The sequence below is a fragment of the Halolactibacillus sp. JCM 19043 genome (assembly GCF_001310395.1).
GTDB classification, from domain to species: domain Bacteria; phylum Bacillota; class Bacilli; order Bacillales; family Amphibacillaceae; genus Halolactibacillus; species Halolactibacillus miurensis.
In genome coordinates this window covers 134,590-149,306 of the sequence record NZ_BAXD01000002.1, presented here as the reverse complement: position 1 = coordinate 149,306, position 14,717 = coordinate 134,590, and the positions used below count along the sequence as shown (strand labels likewise).

At 40.2% G+C, this 14,717-nt stretch carries 17 protein-coding genes and 2 pseudogenes; 6 read left to right on the top strand and 13 right to left on the bottom strand.

The annotated features are described in order from the left end of the window. Positions 1 to 236 precede the first annotated feature (236 nt). The 5 genes from JCM19043_RS02400 to JCM19043_RS02380 all read left to right on the top strand — a co-directional run bounded on the left by JCM19043_RS02400 (position 237) and on the right by JCM19043_RS02380 (position 3,322). Positions 237 to 1,148, top strand: a complete 912-nt coding sequence (locus tag JCM19043_RS02400) for an ROK family protein (RefSeq protein ID WP_062319671.1) — start codon at positions 237 to 239, stop codon at positions 1,146 to 1,148. 99 nt (positions 1,149 to 1,247) lie between these two features. Beyond that, positions 1,248 to 2,207 (top strand): mannose-6-phosphate isomerase, class I, encoded by a 960-nt coding sequence (gene manA, locus JCM19043_RS02395; RefSeq protein ID WP_062319669.1) that lies wholly within the window; start codon positions 1,248 to 1,250, stop codon positions 2,205 to 2,207. Between the two features lie 159 nt (positions 2,208 to 2,366). Then, a complete protein-coding gene (locus JCM19043_RS02390) occupies positions 2,367 to 2,690 on the top strand; it encodes a hypothetical protein (protein ID WP_062319667.1) in 324 nt (107 codons plus the stop codon). A 101-nt stretch (positions 2,691 to 2,791) separates the two neighbouring features. After that, positions 2,792 to 2,971, top strand: coding sequence for a hypothetical protein (locus tag JCM19043_RS02385; protein ID WP_062319665.1), 180 nt, complete (start codon positions 2,792 to 2,794; stop codon positions 2,969 to 2,971). A 153-nt stretch (positions 2,972 to 3,124) separates the two neighbouring features. After that, on the top strand, positions 3,125 to 3,322 hold the full coding sequence (locus JCM19043_RS02380; RefSeq protein ID WP_062319664.1) for a hypothetical protein: 198 nt from the start codon (positions 3,125 to 3,127) through the stop codon (positions 3,320 to 3,322). 40 nt (positions 3,323 to 3,362) lie between these two features. Here the strand turns inward: JCM19043_RS02380 and JCM19043_RS02375 are convergent, their stop codons facing one another. The 5 genes from JCM19043_RS02375 to JCM19043_RS02365 all read right to left on the bottom strand — a co-directional run bounded on the left by JCM19043_RS02375 (position 3,363) and on the right by JCM19043_RS02365 (position 6,255). After that, entirely contained in the window at positions 3,363 to 4,028 is a 666-nt protein-coding gene (locus JCM19043_RS02375; RefSeq protein ID WP_062319662.1) for a Crp/Fnr family transcriptional regulator, read from the bottom strand. Positions 4,029 to 4,072: 44 nt separating this feature from the next. Continuing rightward, complete coding sequence (locus tag JCM19043_RS17210) at positions 4,073 to 4,411, bottom strand: hypothetical protein (RefSeq protein ID WP_231631376.1); 339 nt, start codon at positions 4,409 to 4,411, stop codon at positions 4,073 to 4,075. Between the two features lie 10 nt (positions 4,412 to 4,421). After that, the gene (locus JCM19043_RS17205) at positions 4,422 to 5,420 is read right to left on the bottom strand and encodes a cation-translocating P-type ATPase (RefSeq protein WP_255349924.1); all 999 of its coding nucleotides are present in this window, start codon (positions 5,418 to 5,420) and stop codon (positions 4,422 to 4,424) included. A gap of 8 nt (positions 5,421 to 5,428) precedes the next feature. Then, positions 5,429 to 5,920 (bottom strand): hypothetical protein, encoded by a 492-nt coding sequence (locus JCM19043_RS17200; RefSeq protein WP_231631364.1) that lies wholly within the window; start codon positions 5,918 to 5,920, stop codon positions 5,429 to 5,431. 128 nt (positions 5,921 to 6,048) lie between these two features. Continuing rightward, a complete protein-coding gene (locus JCM19043_RS02365) occupies positions 6,049 to 6,255 on the bottom strand; it encodes a heavy-metal-associated domain-containing protein (protein ID WP_062319660.1) in 207 nt (68 codons plus the stop codon). 362 nt (positions 6,256 to 6,617) lie between these two features. Here JCM19043_RS02365 and JCM19043_RS02360 point away from each other — a divergent pair, with 362 nt between their 5' ends. After that, positions 6,618 to 6,947, top strand: coding sequence for a hypothetical protein (locus tag JCM19043_RS02360; RefSeq protein WP_156321313.1), 330 nt, complete (start codon positions 6,618 to 6,620; stop codon positions 6,945 to 6,947). A 148-nt stretch (positions 6,948 to 7,095) separates the two neighbouring features. On the opposite strand, the gene JCM19043_RS02355 is transcribed toward JCM19043_RS02360, so the two are convergent. The 8 genes and pseudogenes from JCM19043_RS02355 to JCM19043_RS02325 form a co-directional block, all read right to left on the bottom strand. Continuing rightward, positions 7,096 to 7,614 (bottom strand): hypothetical protein, encoded by a 519-nt coding sequence (locus JCM19043_RS02355; protein ID WP_062319656.1) that lies wholly within the window; start codon positions 7,612 to 7,614, stop codon positions 7,096 to 7,098. 207 nt (positions 7,615 to 7,821) lie between these two features. Continuing rightward, positions 7,822 to 8,568, bottom strand: a complete 747-nt coding sequence (locus JCM19043_RS02350; RefSeq protein ID WP_062319654.1) for a DUF5667 domain-containing protein — start codon at positions 8,566 to 8,568, stop codon at positions 7,822 to 7,824. Between the two features lie 320 nt (positions 8,569 to 8,888). Beyond that, positions 8,889 to 9,323 (bottom strand): annotated as a pseudogene (locus tag JCM19043_RS18535) (methyl-accepting chemotaxis protein); the annotation flags it as partial. Between the two features lie 99 nt (positions 9,324 to 9,422). Next, positions 9,423 to 9,755, bottom strand: a pseudogene (locus tag JCM19043_RS18530) (PAS domain S-box protein); the annotation flags it as partial. A gap of 369 nt (positions 9,756 to 10,124) precedes the next feature. Next, a complete protein-coding gene (locus JCM19043_RS02340) occupies positions 10,125 to 11,813 on the bottom strand; it encodes a methyl-accepting chemotaxis protein (RefSeq protein WP_062319652.1) in 1,689 nt (562 codons plus the stop codon). Positions 11,814 to 11,938: 125 nt separating this feature from the next. Next, on the bottom strand, positions 11,939 to 13,030 hold the full coding sequence (locus JCM19043_RS02335) for an alpha-hydroxy acid oxidase (RefSeq protein ID WP_062319650.1): 1,092 nt from the start codon (positions 13,028 to 13,030) through the stop codon (positions 11,939 to 11,941). Between the two features lie 9 nt (positions 13,031 to 13,039). After that, the gene (locus tag JCM19043_RS02330; protein WP_062319648.1) at positions 13,040 to 13,699 is read right to left on the bottom strand and encodes a methionine ABC transporter permease; all 660 of its coding nucleotides are present in this window, start codon (positions 13,697 to 13,699) and stop codon (positions 13,040 to 13,042) included. Further along, the gene (locus JCM19043_RS02325; protein WP_062319646.1) at positions 13,683 to 14,711 is read right to left on the bottom strand and encodes a methionine ABC transporter ATP-binding protein; all 1,029 of its coding nucleotides are present in this window, start codon (positions 14,709 to 14,711) and stop codon (positions 13,683 to 13,685) included. Before JCM19043_RS02325 ends, JCM19043_RS02330 begins: the two co-directional genes overlap by 17 nt. Between the last annotated feature and the right edge of the window lie 6 nt (positions 14,712 to 14,717).

Below are 14,717 nucleotides of genomic sequence, written 5' to 3'. Positions count from 1 at the left end.
TTATGTGATTAAGCTTCCATTGACTCTTCTATCCCTTATTCCACAATCATTCATAAACTGTTTTCAATAGAAATATTAAGTCTATTTATTATCGCTACATACACATAAGCAAAAGACGCATGCATTAAGTTAACGATAACTTAAATAAACCTTTTTAATCATTGAATATCCACAAAGAAACTGATAAAATTTAACTGACACATTAAACAAAAAATAATGCATCAAGGAGTGTTTACATGTATGCTTTAGGCATTGATATTGGTGGAACAAAAACGGCCATTGGACTTGTCACAACAACGGGAGACGTCGTCGGTTATGATAAATTACCGACAGATCAAACAATTGAACCCACGAAGATGATTGAGCGAATCATTGTACACGTAAAAACTTTACTAGAAAAGCACCGTATTGACGACAATCAACTATACGGTATTGGGATTGGCGCACCTGGTCCGTTAGATATTTCACACGGGATGATTACCTATCCACCTAACTTACCACGTTGGCGCAATGTTCCGGTTGTTAAGCTTATGAGCGCATACTTTTCTGTTCCTATCCGACTAGAAAATGACGCTTCTTGCGCTGCAGTAGCTGAACACAGCTTTGGTGCTAGTCAACATTACACGGATAGTCTCTATGTAACGATCAGCACCGGGATTGGCGCTGGTATCATTTCTAAAAATACACTTATTTCTGGTGGAAAGGGCAATGCGGGTGATGTGGGACATATGGTGATTGATCCATCGTTTGGTGAATGTGTATGCGGTCAATACGGCTGTTTTGAACATATTTGTTCTGGGACGGCCATTAGTCGAGAAGCATCAAAATTAAAAGGCACAAGCATTTCTACTGAAGAAGCCTTTCGCCTTTACGAAGCGCAGGACAAAGATATGGTACCTTATCTTGATACCGTCATTGAACGAATGGGAATGGCATTGGTCTCACTTATTAACTCACTTGACCCTGAAATTGTTGTGATTGGTGGCGGGGTAAGCCAAGTCGGCGATACACTATTTGAACCGATTCGACATTATGTTAAGCGTTATACGTTAAACAAAGACGCAGGAGATACTCCGATTGTTCCCGCAAAACTCAATCAAGAGGCAGGCATAATTGGTGCCGCTGCACTCGTATCCCCTGAAATATAACGAAAACTTTTGTCTTTCCTTTCAATATGAGAATAGACAAGCTATACTAATAAGTAATGTATTTATTTAATAATAAAAGAAACTTTAAGGAGCGTAATTATGACAACACAACCATTATTTTTATCACCTACCTTGCAAGAACGTATTTGGGGTGGAGATAAATTAAAAACCGAGTTTCATTATGACATCCCATCAGACAAGACCGGCGAGGCTTGGGTAATTTCTGCACATGAAAACGGACCAAGTACAATTGAAAATGGGCCACTGAAAGGTAAGACACTAACAGAAGCATGGGAAAATAACCGCGATTATTTTAATCGCAGCGAAACAGATACAGAAGCCTATCCCTTGTTAGTTAAAATACTTGATGCGACGGAAGACTTATCTGTCCAAGTACACCCGGATGATACATATGCGCGCGAAAAAGAAGGTGTCCCTTACGGAAAAACAGAATGTTGGTATGTACTAGACGCTGAAGAAGACGCAAAAATCGTGTTTGGCCACCATGCTGAAACAAACGAAGAACTTAAAACACTAGCCGAAAACGGGGAGTGGGATGAATTACTGCGCTACGTACCAGTTAAAAAAGGTGATTTCATTTACGTGCCAAGCGGTTCTATTCATGCGATTGGTGCAGGGATTGTTATTTTAGAAACGCAACAAAGTTCTGACATTACTTATCGTGTCTATGATTACGACCGTACCGACGACCAAGGTAACACACGTGAACTACATTTAGATCAATCAATCGATGTCACTACAGTGCCACATAAAGACCCTGAACTGAGTCAAACCCAAACAACTGAAGACGACCTAACCATCACCCACCTCGTAGAAGAACAGTACTTCACTGTGGAGAAATGGACATTAACAGGAGAGGTGACAAAATCCCAATCAGAAGATTTCCTTCAATTAAGTGTGATTGATGGTGAAGGGACACTGACCGTTGACGGCGACGTTTATCCTATTAAAAAAGGCGCGCACTTCATCTTACCTTACGGCGTGAAAACATTTGACCTCGCTGGTAACATGACACTCATTACGTCTTATACATCTTAATATCTTACGCTGTCACAACGTCGTGACAGCGTTTTTTCACACTCTCTCCCCTGATTTCATTGACACTTTTGAAAAGGGTTATCTTTTTCTTTTCATCTTCATAAGTTCTTCACTTCTTCTTTGTATAGTTAAAGTATCAAGAAAAGGAGGCAATCACATATGAAAAAAATTATTGGGTTATCACTCATTGGATTTCTTTTAATAGGTTTAACAACAGCAGTACTTGCATCTGAACATATCTATCCGTTAAGAGATCATCCCGAATTTGAGAACTACGCTGGAACAGAGGACTTCGATCAGTGGCGCGAAGAGATGTTAGAGAATCACCCTGAAGAATGCACCGGCGAAGGTTATGGTTATGGCTATCGCTCTCAAAACGAAGAAGGCAACATGACACCAGGACAAGGTCTACGCCGTGGTAATGGTTTAGGTAATGGCCAAGGCAATCGTTTCGGACGCGGCATGATGGGACACACTTATTAAACACTAAAGACATGGAGGCAAAATCTATGTCCGTATGTCTTTTTATCAATTTTTGATAATCAATATACGTCTAGTAGACACTTAAAAGGAGGATTTTTTAGATGATGTTTTTAGCAATTATCCTCATTGGATTTTTACTCTATCAATATATGGCACCGAAAGACACTCATAACAGAAGGTCAATGGGGACTATAAATTCGGCACGAGAAATGCTTGATATACGTCTGGCAAAAGGCGAGATTTCCGTAGAGGAATACAACGAAATCAAACAAGCTTTATAATTTTATCCCGTACCAGTAACAACTTATAAATAGGAATGAAAGGATGATCAACATGCATTTTTGGCGCTACGGCGGTAATTTCCGCGACGGCTTTGGTTTTTCAGGTGATGGGGCTTTGGGTTCTGGTTTCTTAACTACCTGCCGTTACTATTTATGATCGGCTTAATTGTCTTAGTGATTGTTTTGATTGTAAAACAATCAAAACAATCACATGCACATCATCAACAACCAACAAAACAACAGCCATCAAACGACCACGCCATCACGATTGTTAAAGAGCGTTATGCGAAGGGAGAGATATCAAAAGAAGACTATCTTGAATTAATTGAAACGTTAAAAGAATCACAGTAATATAAGAGGACCCGCTTACTTAAACAGCGAGTCCTCTTACTTATTGTAATGGTTTTAAAATCCTAAAGGATTTGGGTCCAAGTTTTTTTATTTCGCCGCTTTTTTCTAATCGTTTAATTGCGCGACTAATACTTTCAGGTGTGGTTCCTAAGTGACTTGCCAAATCTTTTTGTTTCATTGGTAACTCACATTCAATTGGATAGTGCGCTCCCGGTACTAATTGATGAATAAAGGTTTTCAGCCGAACATCCACTGGACCTGACGTTGCTTGTTGTAGCGCTCGTTCTGACTCATCTAAGCGCTTAGCAAGGTGTTTTAACAGTGTTAAAGCAATCTTTGGATAGGCAGTTAATAACGTCTCTATATCTGATTGCTTAATATGACAGACTTGACTATCTTCCACAGCTTGGGCAAACACATCATGGTCTTGATCTAAAAACAGCCCTAATTCCCCGGTGAAATCCCCCGGTAATAATAGACGCACGAGCTGGTCTTTCCCCTCTTCATTTGATCGATATAACTTCACTTTCCCTGTATGCACAACATAAAGACCCGTTGATTTATCCCCTGCTTTAAATAAAAAGCTACCTGCTAAAAAAGGTTTTGAATGGACTGTCTTCATCACTTCATTTAGCTGCTCTTCCGGTAAATGATTAAAAATCGGGACCCGCCTGACACATCCCGTCATATGATGACGCTCACTCATCTTTATCTCTCCTCTTTGTCGATTCACTTTGATAATCTACTTTATTATTTCCTTAATCGAAAGCGAATTAAACGCATACCATTTATAATAACAATTAAGACACTTGCCTCGTGCACAAACATACCCGATGCTAGATGTATCGTACCATTTAACACACCGAGAAGTAAAAAGAACACCGTCAATAACGCAAGCGCAATATTTTGAGTTCTATTTCTCACTGTTGCCTTCGCCAGCCGATAGGCGTGAACCATCTTATCTAATCGATCGTTCATCACGACAACATCCGCGGTTTCAATCGCGACATCTGTTCCAGATAGCCCCATCGCAATACCGATATCAGCGAGCGCTAAAGCCGGAGCATCATTGACACCATCACCGACCATGACAACTTTTTCACCACGTTGTTGTCTTTTGTTTGATTTCTTCCAATTTATCTTTCGGTTGTAATTCAGCTCGAACAGAAGTGATTCCCAATTGTTTCGCTACATATTGAGCAGTTTTTTCATTATCTCCCGTCAACATGACTAAGTCGCGTACCCCGTACTTTTTAAGCTGTAACAACGCATCTTTAGCTTCCGCTCTAATAACATCATTAATCACAAGGTAACCAATCACCTTTTTCTCTTTGGCGACAATAACTGCCGTTTTCCCTTGGGCTTCTTCGGTTTCAATTTGTTCATGAACATCCCGCGCTAACGCAATATCATGCTCATCCATTAAACGACGGTTACCAATCAGATAGCGCACACCATCATAAAACCCAAACAAGCCTTGACCTTTCACGAGCGTCACATCTAAGTGACAATCAGTTAATGTTTCTGTTTTCTTAGCATAATCAACAATCGCTCGTCCTAAATGGTGCTCAGAGTGACGTTCAAGTTCTGCCACCACGAAAAGCCAGTCTTCATCAATAAAGGATACTTGATTTGTGACGGCTGGTTCACCCTTTGTCAGTGTGCCTGTTTTATCAAACATAAATGTTGTCACTTGTTTAAAGCGATCAATAGCGTCGCCGCCCTTTAATAACACACCGTTTTTAGCCGCATTACCAATTCCACTCACATTGGATACCGGAGCACCAATCACAAGCGCCCCTGGACAGGCAATCACTAAAAAGGTAATCGCTAAATGCAAGTCTCTCGTCAATAGATAGACAATAGCACTTAATATTACCACCCCAGGTGTGTAATAGTGACTAAAACGATCGAGAAACTTTTCTGTTTGCGACTTCTGGTCTTGCGCTTCTTCAACTAATTCGATAATTTGACTAAAGGCGGTATCTTCCCCGACTTTTTTTGCTTGCACTTTAATATAACCTTCATCGACAATCGTCCCACTAAAGACGGCATCACCTGTTGTCTTTTCTCTTGGTACACTTTCTCCTGTCATCATGGCTTCATTTAATTGGGCTTCACCTGAAATAATATCCCCATCAACCGGGACCTTCCCCCCGCTTTAACAATGACAATATCATTGAGCGCCACGTCACTCACACTGACAACAACCTCTTGCCCATCTTTTAAGAGGGTCGCTTCTTCTGGCGCTAATGCCATGAGTGATTGAATCGATTGCCTGGTGCGTGCTAAAGTACGAGCTTCTAGATAGCTGCCGAATAAAAATAAGAAGCCGACGACACTACTCTCTACATACTCTCCAATAAAGATGGCACCAATGATGGCAATCGAGACGAGTAAATCAATACTCATATATTTCATTCTAAGCGCCTGTAAGGCAAAATAAACAACCGGGATGCCCGTAAGTACCGTCGCCACAATGAGTATAGGATCAATGAAATAGTCCTTACCAATCAGATTAAAAATAAGCGCTAATCCAATGAGTAACCCCGAGCTAATCATTGCAACAGATTTAAACTTCGTCATTTTTTGAGCCATGAACTTACCTCCTCTTTTTTCATCTAATTTATTTTCTTTTTCACATATCCCTATCAACACCTCTTCCTAAGGCGTTTGTCCCAATGCCATTTAAAGAAAACCCCCTTAAAAAATAAGGGGGCATGAGCTTAACCTTTTACTGTATAACCTAGCTTTTCGATGACAACTTCAATATCTTTACGTGTAATCGTCTCCTCATCGAAGTCCACTTTTACTTTACTTGAGTTAAACAATACGTCAACACTGTTCACCCCGTCTTGTTGTTTCACGCCTACTTCTATTTTCTTCACACAACTTGGGCAACCAAGTTGTTCTAATTTAATCGTTTCTAACATATTTGTTTCCTCCCTTTTTTGTTGTTGACTCTACTATAACGAATAAATCACAATTAAAAATTGACACTCGTCAAGTTTTAATATTTTTCTTTATGAACATTTTGTGAACCTTTTTTATCGTTTTAGGTCGAGAAGACACCTTCCTCAAGTGCGTCAGCACTAGGCGGGTGACGAATCGCTTGTTTTGAATATTTTTGAAGTAACAAACATATATTCCTCATGGTATAATTAAGACACTGATATTGAGCGTCACAAAACAAAGAAAAGGGGGGCACGATGGGCATGAAGGCTATTTTTTCAAATCGCTTATATAAGCATGAGATAGACGCAAACTTTGTTATGTCCATGGATCACACCTCCGGGTGTTTAATCAAGCTAAACATTTTCGCTATCAAGCGGGGGGCCGTGAGCTTAGGGGCTTGAAAGAGAAAAGTTTTGTCTCCATCCATCAACAGTTAAAGCAACGTTACGGATTAAATGATTATTATGCGAACAGTGCTGTTCAAGAAGGGCGCGCTCTTCTATCAGCGCAAAAAGAATTGAAGAAAGTGTACATGAGTAATAAAAAAGAACAAATCAACGCCGTTAAAAGAAAAATAAAAGCGACGAAGGCCCGCTTGACGACACTTCAAAAAATAAAAGCCTCTTTTGTCAAATTAATGTGGACCCTACGTTATATCCTTTACGATTGAAGATGAGAAGAATGTTTACCCGATTGTTCCACCTGGTGGCAGCAACACAGAAGCCTTGTTAGACGGAGAATAACAATCACACTACATGACTGAAAGCACAAAAAACTTCACCTAAAAAGAAGGTGAAGTTTTTTATGCCTAGGGCGGGTCAAATACCATCAAAGATAAGCGCATCATTAAATGCATGAATATCCGATTGTTGTTGATCAAAATAGTCTGCCTTTATAATGAATGTTTTTAAGTACGTCACTTCATTTGTCTTCGTTAGATAAATATCGAAGCGCATCGGTTCATTGCGCAATGTCTGAAAGGATAGAAATTCTTCTTTCTCATTCAGTATCTTAATATCTCCTGCACTTTGTTTCAATGCCGTTTTAATCTTCGTTGAACTGTCTTCATTCGTTAGTACAGAAACAATCACCTTTAAGCGATCTTTTTCAAATGTTACCGTTGTTGTTTCTTCATCTATCACTTGAAAACCTTGGTTTTCTGTCAGTGTCAAACCTTTATCGCTATTAAAGTAAAAGACACCTTTTTCCTTCTGATTGATCGACTGTATTAGTTCTGTATCTCCACCTTGTGTCTGTTGAACTTGTTCACTCTTGGCCGCTTCATTCTGGCAACCGACGAGATACAAACAACTCAAGATGATTAACCACTTTCTCATAGACTCACCTCTAGCTAGAAACTTATCGGACACACACATTTTGACTACCCAATTTAGGTAGTTAACATGCATCCGGTCTTTTACTCACTGGTTTATTTTCCTCGTTTTTCAGCTTTTTCTTGTACTTTTCTAAGTTTTTCTGCGGCTTTTTCTGCCGCCTTTTCGCGTTGTTCTTCAGCTTTTTCTAATGCCTCTTGTTGTTTCTCTTCAGCTTTTTTTTAATTGTTCGGCCGCTTTTTCCTCAGCCTTTTTTTGTTTTTCCGCGGCTTCTTCTAACGCTTCTGCTTGTTTTTCTTCAGCTTCTTGTTGTTCTTCTATTTCTTCCAATCGTTCTTCTTCACTTTCCTTTAGAGCTTCTAACGCTTCTGCTTCCGCTTCTAAGCTATCATCTGCTTGATCATCCATGTCATCGATTAAGTCATCAAGCTCCTCATCTTCATCCGTATCAACTTTTTCTATCGCTTCAAGAGCTTTCGTTAAAGCGCGCGCTTGATTTTCCAATGCTTTTGCCATGCCACGTTTCGCTTGTTCTGGTAAGTTTTCACGTGACATGAGCGCTGTCATTTTTTCACGACGCTCTGCCATCTTGTTAATTAATTTTTCTCTCAGTGCGGCCAAATCTTCACCTGTCGTTTCTGCTTCTTCAATGACCGCTTCAGTTTCTTGCTCATGCTCAGTCACTTCTTCAAGCAGCGCTTCCGCTTGTTCTGTATCCCCTTGTTCCAATTCCTCTTCTGCTTCTTCCAAACGTTTTTCCGCGTATTCTGTTTGTAGATCAACCTTATTTTCTGTTTCTTCCGTTAAATCATACACCACCTCTTCTATTTCACGTGTCGTTTCATATAACAGTGAATCCGGGGTAATGATCGCACTCCCATCCTCAGCCGATACCGCTAGAGTAAATGATGTGAGGCTGAATAATGCTACCGCTGATAAAATAAATGTCTGCTTCATTTTTAGACCTTCTTTCTTTTTCATCTCTATGTATTTTCGCAAATATTCTTGGAATTCTTATATTAAAGGAAAATCCAACATTTGTAGAGAGGCTATCGATTGATTTCATTTTATCTTTTTCTTCTCTCACTGTACCTTCTGACACTTAAATTATGTAATTACAGGAAGCTAATAGATTCAGGCTCTTTAACCATTACTTCATGTCTGCTTCCTTTGATATGAAAGCAAATATTTTTATAAACAGAAAAAAACCGGATATTTTAAGGATTCACTTCCCTTAAAAACCCGGCTTTCTCAGCTTCACTACCCACATCTTCAGCTTAGATAATCGTGGTCACTTCTTCCGCTTGCTTAGATAATTGTTCTGCGGCATCTAATACATTATCAAAGTCTGTTGTCGCAGTGTTGACTTCTTGTTTTGTCTGTTTAATATTGTCTTGTACGTCTTTTGCATCACTCACAATTTGTGAAATTTCACTGGTGATTTGGTCAATGTTTTGACGGATTTCGCCAATTGACTCATCAACACCGGTCGCAAGTTTTCTCACTTCATCGGCTACAACACTAAAGCCACGTCCGTGTTCACCCGCTCGAGCAGCTTCAATCGCCGCATTTAAGGCAAGTAAATTGGTTTGTGAGGCAATGCCACGAATGGTTTTGACGATATCTTGAATTGATGCCGTATTTCCTTGAAGCGTTTCTAATGTTTTTTGAGACGCGTCATAAGCTTGATCAATTTGATCCACTTGTTTGGCGATATCTTTACTGCGGCTAATCCCGGTCCGTGCACGTTCATTTAATACACTCGACATTTCACTCAATTGTTCAACCACATTCGTTATCGTATCTTGACGGTGAGTAATGTCTGTTGCGACTTTCACAACGCCCACCACTTTACCCGACTGATCTTTTAACGGCATATAGGTTGCTTCAAGCCACACACGGTTACCTGACTTTGATTTTCTATCAATCTTATCTTGAAAACTCTTCCCATGATATAAATCATTCCAAAAATCATCATACGATTGACTTTTACTAAATGTATCGAAACAGAGTTCTTTATGATGCATGCCTTTCATTTCTTCAGGACGATACCCTACCGTTGCCGCGAATAAAGGATTCACATAAGACACGCGGCGTTGTAGATCAAATTGAATAATCGCTAAATTGCTTTCTAGAGCTTCCATAATCAGTTCACTTGCTTCACAGTTTTGAAATAGTTTTGTTTCCATCTTTTCCTCCATCTGGACTCCCCTTCAAACATAGGTCCAATGTATTATCTATTGATTGATATATTAAATGATGCTTACTTTATTACTATCGGCAATATTAAAGAAAAAATTAGTCGTTTCTTATACAATATCTATACACAGGTTATACAATACCTAGGCGATAGTCAATTAATTTGACTTCAACTACGAATACTTTAGCAAAAAATTATCGGACCCTAGTTAAAAAGACACGAATATTGGCGCGTTCTCAGTTGGACTAGCCCTCATTGAAATAATTAAAACCCCTTTATCCAATGACACATTGAATAAAGGGGCGCTCTTTAGTTATGAAATTGTTTTAAAGTGGCTCACTTCTTTACTTAAGCTTTCAGCGAGTTCTGCGAGTGTATTCGCACTAGATGAAATTTCATTCATTGAACTAGCGGACTGCTCAGAAGAGGCGGCAGTTTCTTCAATACCTGCAGCTGACTCTTCAGAGACTGAAGCAATCTCTTCAATCGATGTATTAATAAGGACACTCTCATTTGTCACATCAGAAAGCGTACGTGATACATACTCAACCTTTTCTACCATTTGTTTGATCGCATCGTTAATGACAGTGAAGTTCTGACCCGTTTGTGCCATTTGTACTGTACCTGTGTTCACTTCGTTGTAGCCTGATTCTAATGCATTAACGACTTCTTTCGTATCACCTTGGATCCCTTGGATAATGGTCGTAATTTCTCTAACAGAATCTGATACATTTTCTGCGAGTTTTCGCACTTCATCGGCAACAACTGCAAAGCCAGCACCATGTTCACCTGCACGCGCTGCTTCAATCGCGGCATTTAGAGCTAATAGGTTCGTTTGTTCGGCAATATCTTGAATAACATCAACAAGTTTTGATACTTGGTTCGAGCGTTGTTCTAAACTTGACACTTTTTTCACTGCGTCATTAACAATCGTATCAATCTTCAACATTTGGTTAAGTGCTTCTTCCATCATTTTGTAACCCTCATCTGTTTTTTCAATGACGGTAATCGATTCTTCTGAAACATTTTCTGTCTTCTCGTTCGCATCTGCGATTTTTTGTAAGAAGAACTCCATTTTCTCAGATAACGTTGACACAGTATGTGCCTGTGTTTCTGAACCTGATGATAATTCTTGCATCGTTGACGCAATTTGTTCAGATCCCTCGCGGACTTCTAGTGAGGATTGCGTGAGTTCTTCACTGGCACTAGAGACGCGTTCAGCGGCATTCGATACACTACGAATCACGGCTTGTAAGTCTTCTTGCATCATATTCATTGACTCAGTTAATTCACCAATTTCATCCTTACGCTTGTTTTCTAGCAAGTCTCCAGTTAAATCCCCTTGAGCAATCGCTGTTAAACGAGCAGCGATGCGTTTTAACGGGTTACCGATTAAACGCCCTATTACGACACCTAAAATAATTGCTAAAATCATGACGCCAATCGCCATAAAGAAAATAATGGATCGAGCCCATTCAAAAGATTGTGATGCATTATCATAATCATTCTTTGCGATATCTAAACTTCCGTCACGCAATTGATAAAGTGTCTCTCGAAAAGTTCGAAAATCATTACCAATGGCCGCTATCCCACTAGCCGCTTGTTCAAATGACCCATTTGATACTAAGCGGGCATTATCGATTGCTTGAGCACTATATGTATGCCACTGCTCTGACATAAGGTTAAATAACTCACGTTCATTAGCTTCCATATCAAATGCTCCATACGTTTCAAGCAATCCATTCATTGATTGAATCGTATTTGTCGCATCATTTCCCCCTGCTGGGTCTTCCTCTGTGACACCTGATAATAATTGTACACGCGAATTCTCTGCTGTTTGAATCATTTCTGTCATGACACCTAAGGGCTCGACTCGATTACGATACAATAAACGTGCATCATCTTGTACTTCACCCGTGCCCCAAATACCTGCCGCGCCCACTACTAACACAAGTAGCGCAATCACGATATAAGAACTGATTAACTTACCTTTAATCTTCATTTGTTTACCCCCTAAAATATATCCACTTCCTTTCTATTATATCGGCAAAATCACCTATTTGTGAACAAATTACACAAAAAACCTTATCTTTCTTTAGTCGGATGCACAAAAAGACGACTCTTATGCTAGAGCCGTCTTATTTGAGCGGGAGATAATTCATGCCAGGATGCTGCACCGAGTAATTTTAGATTCACCGTTAAGTCATCTATTAATTGTTCTAGCACATCTCGAACACCCACTTCCCCACCGGTAAGTCCATATATGTATGGCCGTCCAATTAGCACACTATCCGCTCCCAACATATAAGCTTTGATCACATCTGTTCCACGTCTGATGCCACCATCGATCAATAACGGAAAATCATGTCCCACTTTTTCTCTGATCTCTTCTATTACTTCAAGTGGTTCAATGGCACTATCAAGTTGTCTTGCCCCGTGATTACTCACAATCACACCGGCTGCACCTATATCTTTACAATGTTTAGCATCACTCGGCTCTAAGATACCCTTAATAATAACAGGTAGTGATGTCTGACTAATTAACGTTTCGACCTTCTCAAACGTTAATGTTTGGTTAAATAATATTGATTGAATTTTTTGTTTGAGTGTCGCTTGATTATCCTCACTTGTTACATACTTCTCTTTAAATACCGGGTCTGTCATGAAGTTTGCCATACCCGCGCCTTCATCCATCGGAAAATAATCGTGCGAAAGATCAATTTCACGTCTTCCTAAGACAGGCGTATCAACGGTAATCACAAGACCTTTGACACCGGCTTGTTCTGCTCGTCTCACCAAGCTATAAGCCACATCGTCATCACTCGGCCAATAGAGCTGGAAGTAGTGATCACTCTCCGTCATTACTTCACTAATATCTTCGATACTAAAGCTCGCGACCGTACTTTGGATAAACGGAAGCCCTAATGTATTTGCCGCGCTCGCACTTGCCCGTTCACCACATTCATGCACAATCGTATGAAACCCAATCGGCGCCAACAAAATAGGCGCTTGAATGGTTGAATGTAATAATTCTACAGATGTATCCACATGAGAGACATCTCTCAACAAGCGAGGGATTAACCGGTAACGATTAAACTGCTCGGCATTATATTTAAGACTAACCTCACTACCAGCCCCACCGGATAAATAACCAAAGGCATTGCGTGAAAGTTGTTGTTTAGCTATCGTCTCCCATTTATCTGTCGTTTTTAACGTCATCGTATCACCTTAATCTTTCTTCGCCTTTTGACTGAGGACGTTACCTAACGTTTGAATACCTTGAATCAGAATAATCAAGATCACAATCGTCACATACATGACTTCAGGTTGATAACGCACATGCCCAAATCGATAAGCCACATCCCCGAGACCACCCGCACCGACTAAGCCTGCCATCGCTGTTGCGCCAATGAGCCCAATTACCGCAATCGTAATCCCTAAAATAATCGATGATTTCGCTTCGCGAATCATGACGTGCCAAATGATATGGAGTGGTTTAATCCCCATCGCCTGATACGCTTCAATAACACCTTGGTCGACTTCGAGTAAAGAAGATTCCATTAATCGGGCTAAGTACGGCGCGGTAAAGATAACAAGTGGCACGATCACGCCTCTAACGCCCATCGATGTTCCAACGATGGCCCGCGTAAACGGTAATAAAGCAAATAGTAAAATAATAAACGGAACCGAACGAATCGTGTTAATGACAATGTTCAGTACCCGGTACAACCAAATATAACGCTTGCCATTCGTTCGACTAATGACGAGTAACACACCGAGTGGTAAGCCAATCAGAATTGAGAAAAACAAACTGATGGTCACCATTTGGAATGTTGCTAGTGTTGCTTCAATAATGGTTGTACCCCACCGTTCAATAAATGCCGTCATGGATGACCACCTCCCTTACAATAACACCTTGGTCCGTTAAGTAATCAATGGATTTCGTCGTTTCTTGAACTGACCCTTTAATATGCGCACGTAGTTTTCCAAATGTCTGATCTTTTAACTCAACAATATTCCCAGATAATATATTTGTTTCAATCTGATAACGGTTTGAAATAACTGATAGACTCGGGCTCTCTGTGGCACTGCCAACAAACGTTAAATCAAGAATTGGCCCTTCTTTTTGTAGATCTTTAATAATGTGCTTCGGTGTTTGACTTGGAAAGATACTTTCGACAAAGCGTCTCGTTGTTTGATGCTTCGGTTCGGTATATAAATCAACAACCGGACCTTGTTCAATGATTTTCCCGTTTTCCATAACCGCCACGCGGTCACAAATCCGCTGGATGACATGCATCTCATGGGTAATAAGTAGAATCGTAATCCCAAGTTCTCGGTTTATTTTTAATAGTAGTTCAAGAATTTGATCGGTTGTATCTGGATCAAGGGCACTTGTCGCCTCGTCACTCAACAAGATATCTGGCTCATGTGAGAGCGCACGGGCAATGGCGACCCGTTGTTTTTGTCCACCTGAGAGTTGATTCGGATAGACATCCGTTTTATCACTCAGTCCAACAATCTCTAAATACTTTTTTACTCGCGTTTTGATTTCATTTTCAGCAACACCCGTAAGTTTCAGTGGAATCGCGATGTTTTGATAGACGGTGAGCGTTTTTAATAAATTAAACCCTTGAAAAATCATCCCAATCCGTTGGCGTTTCTTTCTAAGTGCCTCTTTTGATAACGTCACTAAGTTATCGCTATCAATAATGACATCGCCTGATGTTGGCTCTTCTAAAAGGTTGGCCATGCGAACGAGGGTACTTTTACCCGCCCCGCTATAGCCAATCACACCAAAGATTTCACCTTTTTCAACGGTTAAGCTCACATCATCCAGCGCTTTCACATCAGATTTCCCCGTCTTGAATACTTTTGTAATATGTTTAAGTTCAATCATTTAAGC